Source organism: Neisseria sp. (assembly GCF_030530745.1).
GTDB lineage: Bacteria > Pseudomonadota > Gammaproteobacteria > Burkholderiales > Neisseriaceae > Neisseria.
The window spans coordinates 141,754-157,605 of the sequence record NZ_JAUMUI010000001.1 but is presented as its reverse complement, the minus strand read 5'-3'; the positions used below and the strand labels follow the sequence as shown (position 1 = coordinate 157,605).

14 protein-coding genes, 1 tRNA gene and 1 pseudogene are annotated in these 15,852 nt (G+C 54.4%); 8 read left to right on the top strand and 8 right to left on the bottom strand.

Going from position 1 to position 15,852, the window contains the following annotated elements; translation table 11 throughout:
* Positions 1-57 precede the first annotated feature (57 nt).
* Positions 58-1,692, bottom strand: coding sequence for a glucose-6-phosphate isomerase (gene pgi, locus Q3970_RS00740; protein WP_303098700.1), 1,635 nt, complete (start codon positions 1,690-1,692; stop codon positions 58-60).
* A 273-nt stretch (positions 1,693-1,965) separates the two neighbouring features.
* On the opposite strand from pgi, the gene Q3970_RS00735 reads away from it, so the two are divergent.
* Together Q3970_RS00735 and Q3970_RS00730 are read left to right on the top strand one after the other, a co-directional pair.
* The gene (locus Q3970_RS00735) at positions 1,966-3,018 is read left to right on the top strand and encodes a LacI family DNA-binding transcriptional regulator (RefSeq protein ID WP_303098699.1); all 1,053 of its coding nucleotides are present in this window, start codon (positions 1,966-1,968) and stop codon (positions 3,016-3,018) included.
* 273 nt (positions 3,019-3,291) lie between these two features.
* Positions 3,292-4,609, top strand: a pseudogene (locus Q3970_RS00730) (MFS transporter).
* 521 nt (positions 4,610-5,130) lie between these two features.
* On the opposite strand, the gene fabD reads toward Q3970_RS00730, so the two are convergent.
* From fabD to Q3970_RS00700, 6 genes are all read right to left on the bottom strand, one after another.
* Positions 5,131-6,060, bottom strand: a complete 930-nt coding sequence (fabD, locus tag Q3970_RS00725) for an ACP S-malonyltransferase (protein WP_303098698.1) — start codon at positions 6,058-6,060, stop codon at positions 5,131-5,133.
* 9 nt (positions 6,061-6,069) lie between these two features.
* The gene (locus Q3970_RS00720) at positions 6,070-7,326 is read right to left on the bottom strand and encodes a DUF1294 domain-containing protein (RefSeq protein WP_303098697.1); all 1,257 of its coding nucleotides are present in this window, start codon (positions 7,324-7,326) and stop codon (positions 6,070-6,072) included.
* A gap of 176 nt (positions 7,327-7,502) precedes the next feature.
* Positions 7,503-8,468, bottom strand: coding sequence for a beta-ketoacyl-ACP synthase III (locus tag Q3970_RS00715; RefSeq protein WP_303098696.1), 966 nt, complete (start codon positions 8,466-8,468; stop codon positions 7,503-7,505).
* 141 nt (positions 8,469-8,609) lie between these two features.
* Positions 8,610-8,686: transfer RNA gene (locus Q3970_RS00710), tRNA-Pro, on the bottom strand.
* A gap of 88 nt (positions 8,687-8,774) precedes the next feature.
* Complete coding sequence (locus Q3970_RS00705) at positions 8,775-9,485, bottom strand: SAM-dependent methyltransferase (protein WP_303098695.1); 711 nt, start codon at positions 9,483-9,485, stop codon at positions 8,775-8,777.
* 269 nt (positions 9,486-9,754) lie between these two features.
* Positions 9,755-10,345 carry a nucleoside triphosphate pyrophosphatase gene (locus Q3970_RS00700; RefSeq protein WP_303098694.1) on the bottom strand — a complete coding sequence of 197 codons (591 nt, stop codon included), beginning with the start codon at positions 10,343-10,345 and terminating at the stop codon, positions 9,755-9,757.
* A gap of 51 nt (positions 10,346-10,396) precedes the next feature.
* On the opposite strand from Q3970_RS00700, the gene Q3970_RS00695 reads away from it, so the two are divergent.
* From Q3970_RS00695 to Q3970_RS00670, 6 genes are all read left to right on the top strand, one after another.
* Positions 10,397-10,900, top strand: a complete 504-nt coding sequence (locus tag Q3970_RS00695; RefSeq protein ID WP_303098693.1) for a DUF177 domain-containing protein — start codon at positions 10,397-10,399, stop codon at positions 10,898-10,900.
* A gap of 36 nt (positions 10,901-10,936) precedes the next feature.
* Positions 10,937-11,116, top strand: a complete 180-nt coding sequence (rpmF, locus tag Q3970_RS00690) for a 50S ribosomal protein L32 (protein ID WP_003785213.1) — start codon at positions 10,937-10,939, stop codon at positions 11,114-11,116.
* A gap of 165 nt (positions 11,117-11,281) precedes the next feature.
* Positions 11,282-11,809: a phosphoribosyltransferase gene (locus tag Q3970_RS00685; protein ID WP_303098763.1), complete on the top strand. Its 528-nt coding sequence runs from the start codon at positions 11,282-11,284 to the stop codon at positions 11,807-11,809.
* A 66-nt stretch (positions 11,810-11,875) separates the two neighbouring features.
* The gene (gene plsX, locus Q3970_RS00680) at positions 11,876-12,940 is read left to right on the top strand and encodes a phosphate acyltransferase PlsX (RefSeq protein ID WP_303098692.1); all 1,065 of its coding nucleotides are present in this window, start codon (positions 11,876-11,878) and stop codon (positions 12,938-12,940) included.
* A gap of 517 nt (positions 12,941-13,457) precedes the next feature.
* Entirely contained in the window at positions 13,458-14,300 is an 843-nt protein-coding gene (locus Q3970_RS00675) for an SDR family NAD(P)-dependent oxidoreductase (protein ID WP_303098691.1), read from the top strand.
* Entirely contained in the window at positions 14,297-14,902 is a 606-nt protein-coding gene (locus Q3970_RS00670) for a nucleoside triphosphate pyrophosphatase (RefSeq protein WP_303098690.1), read from the top strand. The genes Q3970_RS00675 and Q3970_RS00670 overlap by 4 nt, the downstream gene beginning before the upstream one ends.
* 121 nt (positions 14,903-15,023) lie before the next feature.
* Here the strand turns inward: Q3970_RS00670 and Q3970_RS00665 are convergent, their stop codons facing one another.
* Positions 15,024-15,830 carry a TSUP family transporter gene (locus Q3970_RS00665; protein ID WP_303098689.1) on the bottom strand — a complete coding sequence of 269 codons (807 nt, stop codon included), beginning with the start codon at positions 15,828-15,830 and terminating at the stop codon, positions 15,024-15,026.
* Between the last annotated feature and the right edge of the window lie 22 nt (positions 15,831-15,852).

Below are 15,852 nucleotides of genomic sequence, written 5' to 3'. Positions count from 1 at the left end.
TGACAAAGCACCGGCCGCATCGGTTTGATTTCTGCCTTACCGGCAAAAGGTGGCGGCCTATGGGTTGCATTTGCGGTAAAACGCAATCAATCCGGCGGTTGAAGAATCGTGTTGAATGTTTTGGGTGCGGGCAAGCTCGGGTTCGATGTTTTTTGCCAGCGCTTTGCCGTATTCCACGCCCCATTGGTCGAAAGAGTTGATGCCCCAAATTGCGCCTTGGGCGAATACTTTGTGTTCGTACATGGCAATCAGCATGCCGAGGTTGAACGGGTTGATTTCTTCGATCAGTATGCTGTTGCTGGGCTGGTTGCCGGGAAATTCTTTCTGCGGCGCAAGCTCTTCGCGTTCGGCTTCAGGCAGGGCGGTGAGTTCGGCGCGGGCTTCTTCAAGGGTTTTGCCGCGCATCAGTGCTTCGGTTTGGGCGAAGGCGTTGGCGACGGTGAAGCGGTGCTGGCGGCCGATTTGGTAGGGGGTGCGCATCGGCACGATGAAATCGGCGGGAATCAGCCGCGTGCCTTGGTGCAGCAGTTGGAAAAAGGCGTGTTGGCAGTTAACGCCTTCTTCGCCGAACACGATGCCGCCGGTGTGGCATTCCACCGTGTCGCCGTGCAGCGTGCGGCGTTTGCCGTTGCTTTCCATGTCGAGCTGCTGCAAATAGCCCGGCAGGCGGCGCAGGTTGTGGCTGTAGGGCACGACGGCCTGGCCGTGCGCGCCGCAGAAATTGCCGTACCATATGCCGATTAAGGCCAGTAAAACGGGGATATTGCGGCGCGGCGGGGTGTTGAAGAAGTGTTTGTCCATTGCGTGCGCGCCGCTGAGAAATTTGCGGAAGTGGGTGCCGCCGACGGCCACCATCACGGGCAGGCCGATGGCCGACCATACGGAATAGCGTCCGCCCACCCAGTCGAACATGGCGAATACATTGTCGGGTGAGATACCGAAGTTGCGTGCGGCAGCCACGTCGCTGGAAATGGCAGCGAAATGGCGGGCGATGTCGGCTTCGCGCAGGCCGCCGTCGCGGAACCAGGCACGGGCGGCGTGGGCGTTGAGCAGGGTTTCGGGGGTGCCGAACGATTTGCTGGCCACGCAGAAAACGGTGGTTTCGGCGTTGAGGGGGGCGAGCACTTGGGCGATGTTGGCATCGTCGGAGTTGGAAACGAAGTGTACGCGCACGTTTTTGTGAAAGGGTTGCAGGGCCTGCACGGCCAGTTGGGGGCCTAAGTCCGAGCCGCCGATGCCGATGTGCACGAAATCGGTAATGCGTTTGCCGGTGGCGCCGGTGTGCACGCCGTTAATCAGGTTTTCGGCGAAAGCCAGTGCGCGGTCGAGTTCGCGGTGTACGGCGGGGATAATGTTTTCGCCGTCTACCAGCACGGGATCGGCATCGGCGGGCAGGCGAAGGGCGGTATGCAGCACGGCGCGTTTTTCGCTGATGTTGATTTTGCCGCCGCGGCGCATGGCCGCGGCCTGCTGTTGCAGCCCGGCGGCTTCGGCCAGTTCGCACAATAATTGCAGGGTTTCTTCGCTGATGCGGTTTTTGCTGTAGTCGAACAGTAGGCCGTGCAGGGTTTCGTGCATGTTGTCGAAGCGTTGCGGATCGGCTTCGAAAAGCTCGCGCATGCGCATATTGGCGGTATTGATTTGATGGGCCTGCAGGTTTTGCCAGGCGGCGGACTGGGTGATGTTGTTCATGTTTTATTTCCGATGGACTTTATCAAGGTGAGGCCGTCTGAAACGGGTTTGTAGCGGCGTGTAGTATAACCTGCATGCCGTTATTTTCACACAAATAAGTATTTGACCCGGAAAGCGGCGAAAAGTACGGCAGGAGAATGAAAAGATAGATTGATTTTTCTCAAATTTGTGTATAAAAAACGGTATGACACCGATGTCATCTGTGATATGCTTTGCCGCAATTAACCGAAACAGGCAGCTGCGGTAAGAAAAATCCGCAGGAAAGCGGCAGGTATGGCCACGATTTATGATGTTGCAGAACGGGCAGGCGTGTCGCCCAAAACCGTCAGCCGGGTTTTGAACCGTGATGCGCCGGTGAGTGCGAAAACCCGTGCCGCAGTGGAGGCGGCGATGGAAGAGCTGGGTTATATCCCCTCGTCTGCCGCCCGCATCATGCGTTCCAACCGTTCCGGGCTGGTGGGTCTGATTACCGGTGCGATTTCCCGCCATCACGACCGCCACAGCGGCGGCGGCCTGCCCGATATGTTTTTGGTGCAGGGCATACAGCGCACGATGGCCGAAGCGGGCAAAACGGTGATGATTGCCGACACGGGCAACCGTTTTGATCAGGTGGAAATGCTGATGCGCACATTTTTGGAGCACCGGGCCGAGGGTATTCTGTATGTGGCCGAGTTTCATCAGGAAGTACGCCTGCCGGAGCTGAAACCCAACTGCCCGCTGGTTTTGGTCAACTGTTTCGACAAGCAGGGCACGCCGTCGGTGCTGCCCGACGACGAACAAGGCCAATACGGCTTGGTAAAGCGGATTATTGCAGCCGGCCACCACCGTATTGCTTATCTGAGCCTGCAGCCGCAGACTGTTGCCAGCAAACTGCGCCGCCTCGGCTACCGCCGCGCGTTGGAAGAAGCGGGCATCGCTTATGATGCGGCTTTGGATTTGGCGGGCTACCCCGACTACACCAACCGAAGCGAATCTTTGCAGGCGGCAGTAGGGAAACTGCTGGCGCTGCCGAAACAGCCCACTGTTTTGTGCTGCGGTAACGATGAAATGGCGGTGAGGCTTTACGGCATTTTGCGTTCGCGCGGCATCAAGGTGCCCGAAGAAATATCGGTGGCCGGTTACGACGACCACCGCTCGATTGCCGAAACGCTGTTTCCGCCGTTGACCACCGCCGATCTGCCCTATACGGCCATGGGCGCACGGGCGGCGCAGATGCTGCTGGATGCGGTGGCGGGTAAAGATCTGCCGCAGCGGCCGGTCGTGATCGGCTGCGATACCGTGTGGCGGGAATCGGTAACCGATATAAACCGCATAAAACAACCATAAATATCTAGAGCCTGATTCACAGGCCGTCTGAAAACCGTCTCTCATTAAAACAATAACAACAAACCGTCGCCACCGCCGTCAAAAATCTGTTTTAAGGAATCGCTTTGCCGGTTTGCCGCCGATGTGCGCGGCGGGCAGGGCGGTTTTTTAGAAAACAAAACCGGCCGTACCCGATAATCAAAACAAGCCTGAACATAAGGCTGCGATTTACCTTCACCACACACGCACGGGACAAACTTTCTCAGGTTTTTCAATTAAAAGGAGTCTTCAATCATGAGAATAGACCACCGTGTGGCGATGACGCTGCGCCAGATTATGCTGATGAACTTCGGTTTTTTCGGCATCCAATACAGCTTCGGTTTGCAGCAAACCGCCATCAATCCGATTTTCAGCTTTCTGAATGCCGACCCCGGCCAACTGCCGATTCTCAATATGGCCGGCCCCGTAACCGGCCTCTTGGTGCAGCCCTTGATCGGCGCTTTGAGCGACCGCACATGGGTTAACGGCTTGGGCCGCCGCCGCCCCTATTTCTTAATCGGCGCCATCGGGTGCAGTATCTGTCTGTTTTTCTATCCGCACGTTACCGCGCTGTGGATGGCCGTGCTGATGTTGTGGCTCTTTGGATATCAGCAACAACACCGCCATGGAACCCTACCGTGCGTTTATCGCCGACAAACTGCCCGATAACCAACAGCCCACCGGCTTTCTGATGCAGTCGGTGTTTACCGGTTTGGGCATCACGCTGGCCAACGTGTCGCTGTATTTCTTCCAGCAATGGATTACCGGCACTTCCGAATCCGGCATTCCCTATTGGGTATACGGTTCGTTTTATGTCGGTGCCGTCTGCTCCATCGGTTCGGTTTTAATCTCGGTATTCTCAACCCCCGAAATCCGCCCCAGCGACGAAGAACTGGCAGAGATGCGCGCCAAACCGCGAGGCCTTGTCGCCGCTGTAACGGAAATCGCCTCGGCCATCAAGGAAATGCCCAAACCCCTGTGGCAGCTTGCTTTGGTTTACCTGTTCCAGTGGTATGCCATGTTTATCTACTGGCAATACGTTACCCTCAGTATCGCCAAATCGGTGTGGGGCGCCACGCCTGCCGACAAAGCAGGTTTCGAGCAGGCAGTGGGCTGGACGGGCTTGGTAAACGGCTGGTACAACATCGTAACCTTTATTTCCGCTTTCGGCCTGATGGCGTTGGCCAAAAAATACAGTGCAAAACAAGTTCATGCCCTGTGTTTGATATTGGCCGCAGCTGCCCTGCTGACTTTCCCGCACATCACCAATAAATATATGCTGTTCCTGCCGATGATAGGTTTCGGTATCGCTTGGGCTTCGATTATGGGCGTGCCGTTTTTGATTGCTGTGGCTGAAGTGCCCAAAGAGCGTTACGGCGTGTATATGGGCATCATCAATATGATGATTGTGATTCCGATGCTGATTGAAACCGTTACCTTCGGTCCGATTTTCAATCATGTGTTGGGCGCCAATCCCACCAATGCAATGATGTGCGCCGGTGTTCTGTTGGGTTTGGCCGCATTCTGTACTCTGCGTATCAATACCAAGCAGCGTCCTGCTGAAGCATCGTGATTGGTTACGGCACAAAAGAAGGGTTGGTTGACAGGCCGTCTGAAACGGGGGAGACCACCTCCCGATACTTGGACATTTCTCAAACAGCCTTTTCAAGCCGGGTTCTGTAAGCAGCAGAACCCGGCTTTTTCTAACGGTATTCATGATGGGATGGATCGGATTTTCAGACGGCATGAGGCCTTTGCAAAACTCCTTCCAACAACTTAAAACCTCTGCGTTATGCCCGAGCCTGCCCCGGGCATCTTTTTGAGACCTTTACCCCCCATCTGCGGCGCATTTCTGCGTTGCGCGCTGCCCGCCCGCCTGCCTGACTCTATGTTTATGTCTGCGCCCGCTGCGCTGCTACGCCTTGAACTGTATCCACATCTGGAGGTTTGCAAAGGTATCTTTTTGTTTCAAAAGAAATAACAGATACCCAGAACAAGCCCGGGTATGATGAAACATAAATAAATTCAGGACTAAAACCTATTTTTGCAAAGGTCTCGGCATTAGTGTTTCATGCCGTCTGAAAAGTTCTGTTATCAGGTTTGTGATTCGATAAAAGCGGCCACTTGCGCGGTATCGGTCAGCGCGCTGCACGAGGCTTCTTTGTTGATACGTTTGGCCAAGCCCGCCAATACTTTGCCGGGGCCGCATTCTGCGGATTGGGTAATGCCTTCGGCAACCAGCGCGTTGACGGTTTCGGTCCAGCGCACGGGGCTGTAAAGCTGGCGTACCAAGGCGTCTTTGATTTTTTCGGCATCGTCGTAGGCGGCTACGTCGGCATTGTGGATTACGCGGATTTGCGGTGTTTTGATCACTACGTTTTTCAATGCTTCGGCCAGTTTTTCGGCGGCAGGCTTCATCAGGCTGCAATGCGAGGGTACCGAAACAGGCAGCGGCAAGGCGCGTTTGGCGCCTTTTTCTTTGGCAAGCTCCATCGCGCGCTCGACCGCAGCGGCGGCACCGGCAATCACCACTTGGCCGGGCGAGTTGAAGTTGACGGCTTCCGCCACGCTGCCTTGGGCGGCTTCGGTGCAAACTTCGCGCACCGCATCATCGTCCAGCCCCAAAATGGCGGCCATCGCCCCTTCGCCTTGCGGCACGGCGCTCTGCATCAGCTCGGCGCGCAGGCGCACGAGTTTGACGGCATCGGCAAAATCCAATGCGCCCGCAACCACCAATGCGGTGTATTCGCCCAAGCTGTGCCCGGCCGCTACGGCGGGAGCTTTGCCGCCTGCTTCGAGATAGGCGCGGTAAGTGGCCACGCCGGCGGCCAGCATCAGCGGCTGGGTGTTGACGGTTTCGTTGATGGGGGCGGCATCGCCGCCGTTAATCATCGCCCACAAATCTTGGCCGAGCACGGCGGAGGCTTCGTCGAAAGTGGCCTTCACAACGGCGGTGCCGTCGAAACCGTTCATCATGCCGAGGCTCTGCGAACCTTGGCCGGGAAAGAAAAATGCGAAAGACATAGCAATCCTTTAGTTTTTTAACAATGAAGCAAGCGGATTATCGGCATAATGTATCAGCAGAGCATAGGTGATGGCAATATTGATTGCCGCCACCAGCCAGAAAACGCGGATAAACGATGCTTTGCCGGTTTTGTGGTTGAAAGTGCCGCGTGCCAAAAGAGCGCCCGGCCAGCCGCCGATCAGGCCGATTTGGTGCAGCTTTTTCTCCGGCACACGCCCCAGATAACCTGTTTTGCCGGCTTGGGTAACGGCGGTTTGCTTGTCGCTGCGGTAAAGCCAGAAGGCGGCAGCGCTGGCAAGCAGGTAAAACGCGGCCAGTTTGGTGGAATAATGGTTAACGGCCAGCAGGTAAACCGTTCCGCTCAGTCCGTAACACAAAAATTTGCGCATATTCAGGTTCAGCTCGTGGTAATCGTAGGGGCGGTCGGAAAACAGCGAGGCCTCGTGGCCGCTCAACACCACTTTCAGGGCTTTCTGCGGTTCGCTGCCGACGGGGCGGTTGCAGTAGAAACTCACTTGCTGCCCGGCCTGCGGCCGCTGCGATGTGTAGTGGAACGCAGAAATGTGGAAAAACACACTTTGTTTTTTTGCGGTGCGGATAAAACCGTAGCCTTTTTCGTCGTCCCAACTGATGATTTCACCGTTTAAAACACGGTTGGCGGGCAGGGCGGGCGTGTCGGATCCGGCGGTGCCGTGTTGTACGGTATCGGTGCCGCCAGAGATTTGCGGGCCGCCGGCGCGGCCGGTTTCGGTTTGCGGTTGTTCTTCGGCGGCAGTGGCGGAGGGTTGCTGTGCTGTGTCCGGTGCGGTTTCAGACGGCCTGCCGATAATGTCGGCTTCCACCAAAAGCCATTGGCCGTTGCCGTGTTTGACCAGCCTGCCTTCCAAAACTTCGCCGGTTTCGGGAATACGGGTTTGGTCGTTTAAAAACTGCCCCAAAATAAAAATCGGGGAACTGCGCTGCACTTGGTGGATGCCGTAGCCGCCGTTTTGCCTGAAATCCCATTCGGTAAGTGTTACTTCCACCCGTTCATTTTCCTTTAAGGGGGGCAGAAGCGACACACCTTCTGCGCACAAGCGGTTTTTGGCGTCTTGATGCAGGCAGAAACTGATGCGGTCGCCGCTTTTCGGGTGGGCGTAGTGCCGGCTTAAAGATGAGGCTTCGAGCAGAATCCGCTGCGCGCCGTGATCATCGGAAACCACCGAGCCGCGTTGCAGCCCGGCGAACCAGTGCGTTACTGTGCCGTAATGTATTTGTTTGGTCATTTTCGTAATGTGTTTGGTAAATTATGGTTGGGCGGACGGGAGCTTCCCCTGCTCGCTGGTTGGCCGCCGTCGTTTTATTCGTTTTTTGTTTGGCCGTCTGAAAATATTCGGTTTGCTGCTGTGTTTCAGACGGCCTGAATGTTGTTTTTTTAATGGTTTGTATTGTTTTCAAACGGTTAGTATTTCAACAGCACCGCGCCCCAGGCAAAGCCGCCGCCTATGCCTTCGAGCAGCAGGTGTTGGCCGCGGCTGATTTGGCCGCTGCGTATGCCGCTGTCTAAGGCGAGCGGAATAGACGCTGCGGAAGTGTTGCCGTGTTCCTGCACGGTCAGCACCACTTTTTCCATGTCCAGCCCCAAATGTTTGGCGGTGCTTTCGATAATGCGTTTGTTGGCTTGGTGCGGCACGAGCCAGTCGATTTGATCGGCAGTGCAGCCTGCTTCGGTGATCACTTCGTCGGCCACTTTCGCCAGCATTTTTACGGCGAATTTGAATACGCCGGGGCCGTCCATGGTTAGGAAAGGGGTGCCCAAAACCCGGCCGTTTGCCACTTGGCCCGGGGTTTTGAGCAGGTCAAGGTAGTTACCGTCGGCCTGCAGTTTGCTGTGGATGATGCCCGGTTCGTCGGATGCACCCAATACCACCGCTCCTGCGCCGTCGCCGAACAGCACGCAGGTGGTGCGGTCGTTCCAGTCGAGAATACGGCTGAAGGTTTCCGCGCCGATTACCAACACGTTTTTGGCCATGCCGCTTCTGATGTAGGCGTTGGCGGTGGTGACGGCATACATAAAACCTGCGCACACGGCCTGTACGTCGAAAGCGGGGCAGCCGCTGCTGCCGATACCGAGCTTCTGCTGCACGATGGTGGCGGTGGAAGGAAAAATCATATCGGGCGTTGAAGTGGCGACGATAATCAGATCAAGCTCTCCGGCGGGCAGGTTGGCGCTTGCCAAGGCATTGTGCGCGGCGGCAACGGCCAAATCGCTGGTTTTTTCGTTATCGTCGGCGATATGGCGGAATTTGATACCGGTGCGCGTGGTGATCCATTCGTCGGAAGTATCGATTCTTTTGGCTAAATCATCGTTGCTGACGCGGTTGGCGGGCAAATAGCTGCCTGTGCCGAGAATTTTGGCATACTGCATGGTAACGCCTTTATGATGGTTTGCGGATAACGGCTATTGTAAGATAATCCGCCCGGTTTCCCAAATATTAATAACCGGGGGCAGGGCAGCCTCTAAGCAAACAGGCAGCTTTGGATTGCCAAAGCTGCCTGAATTGTTTGTTGGTCGGAATGAGAGGATTCGAACCTCCGACCCCTTCGTCCCGAACGAAGTGCGCTACCGGGCTGCGCTACATTCCGAATAAGCCGTGCATTATAGGTAAAGAGTTTCCGTTTGGCAAGACATGATGGAAATGAACGGTTGGGGAAGCGGCCGCCTGCACCGTAGTCAGCGAGCGTGCACAACAAATATGGTGGGGCGTTTTTTCAGGTCGGGCAATGTGCCGTTTTTGCGCCAGTCGGCCACGGTTCGGCTGATGATGGTTTGCGAAGGCAGCGTTAAATCGCTGGCGGTGCACAGGCGGGTGGTGGGAGAGAGTGTTCCGACAGCATCGGCCAGCAGGGCGTCGTTGCGGTAGGGTGTTTCGATAAACAACTGGGTTTCGTTATGCTGGCGGGAACGCTGCTCCAATGCCTTTAAAGCATGGATGCGTTCGCTTTTTTCAGACGGCAGGTAACCTTTGAATGCAAAATTCTGACCGTTGGCACCCGATGCCATCAAAGCCAGCAGCAGGCTGGACGGGCCGATCAAGGGCCGCACTTCAAAGCCGTACCCGTGCGCCAACGCCACCAGATTGGCGCCGGGGTCAGCCACGGCAGGGCAGCCGGCTTCGCTGACTATGCCCATGCTGCGGCCTTCTTGCAGCGGTTTGAGCAAATCGGGCAGGGTTTTGATGTCGGTGTGTTCGTTGAGTGTTTGCAGGTTCAGTTCGCGTATCGGCGCGGTTACGCCCAAATGCTTCAGGTGGGCGCGGGCGGTTTTTTCGGCTTCGACTACGAAATCGGTCAAGCCGGTGATTTGTGCCTGTTCGTGCGGCAGCAGGCAGGGTGTGTCGGGTGCGCCGAGCGGGGTGGGAATGAGATAGAGTATGGCGGGCATGGTTTCGGGCTTTCGGTGCAACCGGCAAACCGGCCGGTTTGATCAGGCCGTCTGAAAAAAACGGGCTATTTTATCTAAATGTTTCAACACACAGGACGACACATAAAGCGCCGCCCTACGTGTTTCCCTGATTGGGAAAGGGTTACACCCCGATAAACCCAAATTCTACTGCCATAAATGGCGGGGTCTCAACCGAAAAGGAAACTTGATGAAAATATTTTCAGACGGCCTCAAAGTGGTTTTATAAAGGTTTTTTGGTCTGATTGTTGTTAAATAACTTCCATACCTTCCGCCGCCAGAAACTCAACCAGTTTGAAAACCGGCAGGCCGATGAGGGCGTTGGGATCGGTGCTGTCTATCCGTTCCAGCAGCGCCGCGCCCAGGCCTTCGCTTTTGGCTGCGCCGGCGCAGTAAACTGCATCGGGTTCGCGCTCCAGGTAACGGCGGATTTGCCTGCCGCTCAATTCGCGCATGGTAACCACGGTTTTATCAACGTGGGTGTGCAGGCCGTCTGAAACGGTGTTGAGCAGGCAGAGTGCGCTGTAAAATTCAATACGCTGCCCGCTTAATTGAGCCAGCATCTGTTGTGCGTTTGCGACGTTCATCGGCTTGCCGAGCTGGCGGCCGTTGCACCAAGCCACTTGGTCGGCGCCGATAATCAGCGCGTGCGGAAATTTTCCGGCCAGCGAGCGGGCTTTGCCGACGGCAAGGCGTAAGGCGGTTTGCTCGGCGGTTTCGCCGGGCACGGGCGTTTCGTCGAAATCGGGACGGGCCGTTTGAAACGAAACCCCCAAGCGTTGCAGCTGTGCTTGGCGGAACACCGAACCCGAGCCTAAAATAAGCGGCAGATTTGCATTCATGTGTGTAAAAACATTGACGTTAAAACAATAAAATTATATCATGTTCCGTTTATGTCAGACCTTGATTTGATTGATCCCGCCGCCTTCGCCGCAGAAAAGCAGAACCTTAAAGGCAGGTTTTTGCTGAACCAGTTGGACGAACGCGTTTGGTCGCACGAATATTTTGCCGACAAACAGGCCGAGGTATTGTTCACGCTTCAGGGCGGGCAAGACCGCTTCGGGCGTTTGTTTCTTGATTTGGGCGTAACCGGCAGCGTGCCGCTGGTGTGCCAGCGGTGTATGCAGCCGATGCAGTTCGATTTCAACGAAACCGGCCGTATCGTGTTGTTTGCCGACGAAGCCGGTTTGGATTCGGCCATGCTTTCCGACGAAGACTTGGAAGGCATGGTGGCGGAAGAAACGCTCGACGTGCGCACTTTGGTGGAAGACCAAATCCTGATGGCCCTGCCGTTTTCGCCCCGCCATGAAAACTGCGGCAATGCCGCCGTCGGAGAGGTCAACCGAGACAAACCCAACCCGTTTGCCGTTTTGGCAGGGTTGAAAAGCAGCCGCTGACCCGGTTTTACAGTTTTTATATTTTAGGAGCTTGAAATGGCCGTTCAACAAAACAAAAAATCCCCCTCACGCCGCGGTATGCACCGCTCGCACGATGCTCTGACCGCGCCCGCCCTGTCGGTTGACGGCGCTACCGGCGAAGTGCACCGCCCGCACCATATTTCCCCCAATGGTATGTACCGCGGCCGCAAAGTGGTGAAAGCCAAAGGCGAGTAACCCACTCTAGATCCCGACTATGAACAAAAGCCAGAAGATTGCCTTTCAACCGCAATTACTGGCTTTTTTGCGTTAAACGCCGCAGATTTGACATATCAATAAATCAGACAGTTTGAAATTTTACTTTGAAGGTATATGCCTGCGGTATTGCCGGTGTTTGTTATGATGAAAAAGAAAATCTGGTATACATACGACGATATCCACCGCGTTATCAAGCAACTTGCAGAAAAAATCCGAGCCTCGGGCGTGCGTTATGATGCCATGATAGCTATCGGTGGCGGCGGTTTTATTCCGGCTCGGATTCTGCGCTGTTTTTTGGAAATTCCGATTTACGCCGTTACCACCGCCTATTACGACAGCGATAACGAAGGCCGGGTAACCGACTGCGTGAAAAAAATCCAATGGCTGGATCCCATGCCTGAAACCCTGCGCGGTAAAAACGTGCTGGTGGTGGATGAGGTGGACGACAGCCGTGTTACGCTTGAATTCTGCCTCAATGAATTGGCCAAAGAGCAGTTCGGCACTGTGGGTATTGCCGTTTTGCATGAGAAAATCAAAGAAAAACAAGGCAAACTGCCTGAAAATATGCCTTATTTCAGCGGATTGACCGTGCCCGACTGGTGGATCAACTACCCGTGGGATGCCGAAGATATCGACGGGCACAACCGCCTGGCAGCGCAGGCTGCAGAATGAGCGCAGGTTTTGCGGCCGTGAAGCCCGGCCGTCTGAAACATTTGTATAACATACGGAGAAACATGAATGATTACTTTGGCCGTTGATGCCATGGGCGGCGATGCCGGATTGAACGTTACCGTTCCCGGTGCCGTGGCCTTTCTAAACCGGCAGAACAACGTGAATCTGATTATGGTGGGAGACGAGGAGCGTGTGAAAGCCGCGCTTGCCGCCGCCCATGCGCCGATGGGGCGCATCACCGTGCAGCACGCTTCCCAAGTGGTGGAAATGGACGAAGCTCCGCAGTTGGCGTTGAAAAACAAAAAAGACTCTTCGATGCGCATCGCCGTCAACCAAGTGAAAGAAGGCTTGGCGCAGGCTGCTGTGTCGGCGGGCAATACTGGCGCGCTGATGGCGACGGCGCGTTTCGTGCTGAAAACCATTCCCGGCATCGAGCGGCCCGCCATTGCCAAATTTCTGCCGTCTTCCAACGACCACATGACATTGATGCTGGATTTGGGTGCCAATGTCGATTGCACCGAAGAGCAATTGATGCAGTTTGCCGTCATCGGCAGCGAACTTTACCAAGCCCTTTACCCCGAAAACGGCCGTGCGCGCGTGGGTTTGCTGAATGTGGGTACGGAAGACATCAAAGGCACCGAAACCGTTAAGCAAACGTTCAAGCTGCTGAAGGCAAGCAACCTGAACTTTGTCGGCAACGTGGAAGGCAATGCAGTGTTTTCCGGCAAGGTCGATGTGATTGTGGCAGACGGGTTTGTGGGCAATATCGTGCTGAAAACCATAGAAGGCGCTGTGAAGTTTATGGGCGGCGCCATCAAGCAGGAATTTCAGGCCAATGTGTTCACCAAAGCCGCCGCACTGGTTTCCATGCCGGCGCTGAAAGGTTTTAAAAACAAATTCGACCCCCGCCGCTTCAACGGCGCCATCTTTCTCGGACTGCGCGGCGTGGTGATTAAAAGCCACGGCGGCACTGATGCGGTCGGCTTTGCATTTGCGTTGGAAGAGGCTTATCACGAAGCCCACGCGGACAGCCTGACCAAAATAGAGCAGGGCGTAGCCGCACAGCTGGCGGTGATGATGGAGAAAAAATTGGAAAGCGAGCAGGCGGCTATGGCCGACAACATCGGTTAGTGCGGTTGGATATATATATATAGAGAGAGAGACTTCTTGCGAAACTGCCGGTTTTTTAAACTGGTTTCATAAGTTACGAAACCGGTACAAGACTCACAGGCATCGAATTCAAAAGACTAATCGGCATAGGGCACGAAACCTTCTTCGCACACATGCATTCAAATATTGAATGCCGCCTACACACAACGGCATCGGCGCGGCGGCCGTACGCCCAAATTGTCATTTATATAGCGGAAAAACTTATTTTTGCCACAAGGTAGCAAGCCGCAGAGTACAGTAGTACGGCAAGGCGCAGCAACGCCGTGGCAGAAATAAAGTTTTTTCGCTGTAGTGGCTTAAATTTACAACAGTACAGCGTTGCCCCGCCTTCGCCCAAAGAGAACGGTTTTGTAAGCCGCTGAAGCGGCAACAGAATCGGTTCCGTATTATTTGTACTGCCTGCGGCTTCGCCGCCTTGTCTTCTTTTAAATTTAAGCCACTATACTTATCCCACGCTTATCAAACCGTTATTAATGCTATGAAAACCATCTTAATCACCGGCTGCTCCAGCGGCATCGGTTACGATACTGCCAAACAGCTGCACGCACTCGGCTGGCGCGTGTTCGCAACATGCCGCCGCCCTGAAGACGTCGGGCGCTTGCGCAACGAAGGTTTGACCGACGCACTGCAACTGGACGTTACCGACAGCCACAGCATACAAACCGCTTTCGACTCCCTGTTGGCACTAACCGGCGGCAGGCTCGACGCCCTGTTCAGCAACGCAGGCTACGGCCAGGTCGGTGCAGTGGAAGACGTTCCGCGCGAAGCCCTGCGCGAGCAGTTTGAAACCAATGTTTTCGGCGCATGGGAATGTATCCGCCTGGCCATGCGGGTGTTCAGGCAGCAAGGCCACGGCAGGATTTTGGTGAACAGCAGCATTTTGGGGTTTTCGGCCATGCCTTGGCGCGGCGCCTACAACAGCACCAAATTCGCACTCGAAGGCATGTGCGACACGCTGCGCCACGAAACCTACGGTAGCGGTATTTTTGTCAGCTTGGTCGAACCCGGTCCGATTGCTACCCGCTTCCGCCCCAACGCCTTGAAAAAACTGCACCAATATATCGACATCGGATCCAGTTTTCACGCCGAAAACTACCGCCGTCAGCTTAACCGCCTAGAAGCGGAAGGTGCGGTGGCGCCTTTCACCATGTCGTCGCCCGATTGTGCCGCCGTGTGCGTAAAAGCCCTCACTGCCGAGCGGCCTAAAGCACGCTATCTCGTTACCTTTCCCACCGTATTGTTTTGGTATCTGCGCCGCCTGTTGCCTATTCGGCTGCTCGACCGTATGCAGCGCGGCGCCGTCGAAGGGCAAGGTAAATGAACACGGTTTACCTTGCCTCAGGCAGCCCGCGCCGCCGTGAAATTCTCGAGAACCTCGGCTACACTGTTGCCCGTCTGCGCGCAGAAATCGACGAAACCCCTTATCTGCATGAAGCCGCAGCCGCTTATGTAGCGCGAATGGCGTTTGAAAAAAACGCCGCTGCCGTTGCTTATTGGCAGGCACAACATCCTTTTACACCCGAATACCCGCTGCTGAGTGCCGATACCACCGTCGCACTGCACAACCACATTATCGGCAAACCCCAATCAGCAGACGATGCCGCCGATATTCTGCGCCGGCTTTCCGGCACCACTCACCAAGTATTAACGGCCGTATGCGTTTATTGGCAAGGTGATACCCGCGCCCTGATGCAGCAGAGCGACGTTACTTTCAAACCCCTGAGCGAAGCCGAAATCACCGCCTATATTGCCAGCGGCGAACCCATGGACAAAGCCGGCGCATACGGCATTCAAGGCTTGGGCGGGATATTCGTGGAAAACCTGCGCGGCAGCTTTACTGGTGTGATGGGTCTGCCCGTGTTTGAAACTGTAACTTTGTTGAAAAACCTGGGATTGGCAGTCCCACCTTTTCAGACGGCCTGAAAACCGAAATGCCGGTTGCCTGTTTACCCGAAGAAAAGGAAATGGAAGCCCTTGCAAAAATACTTTAAGGCCGTCTGAATTTCAGACGGCCTCCGTTTTCCATTGAAAATCTTTAAGATTTTTATCCCGAAAAGGCTTTATAAATCATAGTACACATAATCAAGCCTACGGTAACGATTAAAACTTTCTTAATAATTTCACCATTACTGTTGATTGCGTGCAAACTGCCGAAATGATTGCCTGCCAAATTGGCAAGAATCATCGGAATGCCGATTAAAAAAGCCATTTTTCCGGCGATTAAAAAAGCCACGAATGCACCGATATTGGAAGCAAAATTAAAAATCTTCGAAGTGGCCGATGCCTGTAGCAGAGTTAATTTATTAATAATAAATAACGCAATAATAAAAATGCTGCCTGTTCCCGGGCCGAAAAAACCATCGTAAAAACCTACTACCAAGCAGGTAATGAAAACTGCAACGGCAGATTTTTTAATTTCGCTGCCTGCGCTGTTGTCGGCTTTGGCAAGTAATTTACCTTTGAACAAAGTGGCGAAAAGGCCGACAGGCAGAAAAGCGAGAATAATATAACTGATTATATGCGCTGGAAGCATTAAGATAACTTCTGCTCCGATATAGGCACCGATTAACGCGGAAATTATGCCCACGGGTATAATTTTCCAAACAATCGAGCTGCTTTTCATAAAGTTTTTGATGGCAGCCAGAGTGCCGATTGTGCTGACCAGTTTTTCTTGGGCCAATGCCACTTGCGGAGGAAGCCCGACCATTAAGAAAGCGGGAATAAGAATCAAACCTGCACCCCCTGCTATGGCATCAATATAGCCTGCCACCAAAGATGCCAATACCAACAAAGCCAAACCGATGTAAAAATATTCGGCAATGATGCTGCCGTCTACAAAAATAGCGTCCATATTAATCCTATCTGTTTTGAAT

What these genes read in the sequence shown, in the direction of transcription:
- Q3970_RS00705 (WP_303098695.1), bottom strand. Translation starts at nt 9,485, where the DNA reads ATGCCCGCCATACTCTATCTCATTCCCACCCCGCTCGGCGCACCCGAC.
- Q3970_RS00670 (WP_303098690.1), top strand. Translation starts at nt 14,297, where the DNA reads ATGAACACGGTTTACCTTGCCTCAGGCAGCCCGCGCCGCCGTGAAATT.
- Q3970_RS00720 (WP_303098697.1), bottom strand. Translation starts at nt 7,326, where the DNA reads ATGACCAAACAAATACATTACGGCACAGTAACGCACTGGTTCGCCGGG.
- Q3970_RS00675 (WP_303098691.1), top strand. Translation starts at nt 13,458, where the DNA reads ATGAAAACCATCTTAATCACCGGCTGCTCCAGCGGCATCGGTTACGAT.
- fabD (WP_303098698.1), bottom strand. Translation starts at nt 6,060, where the DNA reads ATGTCTTTCGCATTTTTCTTTCCCGGCCAAGGTTCGCAGAGCCTCGGC.
- rpmF (WP_003785213.1), top strand. Translation starts at nt 10,937, where the DNA reads ATGGCCGTTCAACAAAACAAAAAATCCCCCTCACGCCGCGGTATGCAC.
- Q3970_RS00715 (WP_303098696.1), bottom strand. Translation starts at nt 8,468, where the DNA reads ATGCAGTATGCCAAAATTCTCGGCACAGGCAGCTATTTGCCCGCCAAC.
- Q3970_RS00695 (WP_303098693.1), top strand. Translation starts at nt 10,397, where the DNA reads ATGTCAGACCTTGATTTGATTGATCCCGCCGCCTTCGCCGCAGAAAAG.
- Q3970_RS00685 (WP_303098763.1), top strand. Translation starts at nt 11,282, where the DNA reads ATGAAAAAGAAAATCTGGTATACATACGACGATATCCACCGCGTTATC.
- Q3970_RS00665 (WP_303098689.1), bottom strand. Translation starts at nt 15,830, where the DNA reads ATGGACGCTATTTTTGTAGACGGCAGCATCATTGCCGAATATTTTTAC.
- pgi (WP_303098700.1), bottom strand. Translation starts at nt 1,692, where the DNA reads ATGAACAACATCACCCAGTCCGCCGCCTGGCAAAACCTGCAGGCCCAT.
- Q3970_RS00700 (WP_303098694.1), bottom strand. Translation starts at nt 10,345, where the DNA reads ATGAATGCAAATCTGCCGCTTATTTTAGGCTCGGGTTCGGTGTTCCGC.
- Q3970_RS00735 (WP_303098699.1), top strand. Translation starts at nt 1,966, where the DNA reads ATGGCCACGATTTATGATGTTGCAGAACGGGCAGGCGTGTCGCCCAAA.
- plsX (WP_303098692.1), top strand. Translation starts at nt 11,876, where the DNA reads ATGATTACTTTGGCCGTTGATGCCATGGGCGGCGATGCCGGATTGAAC.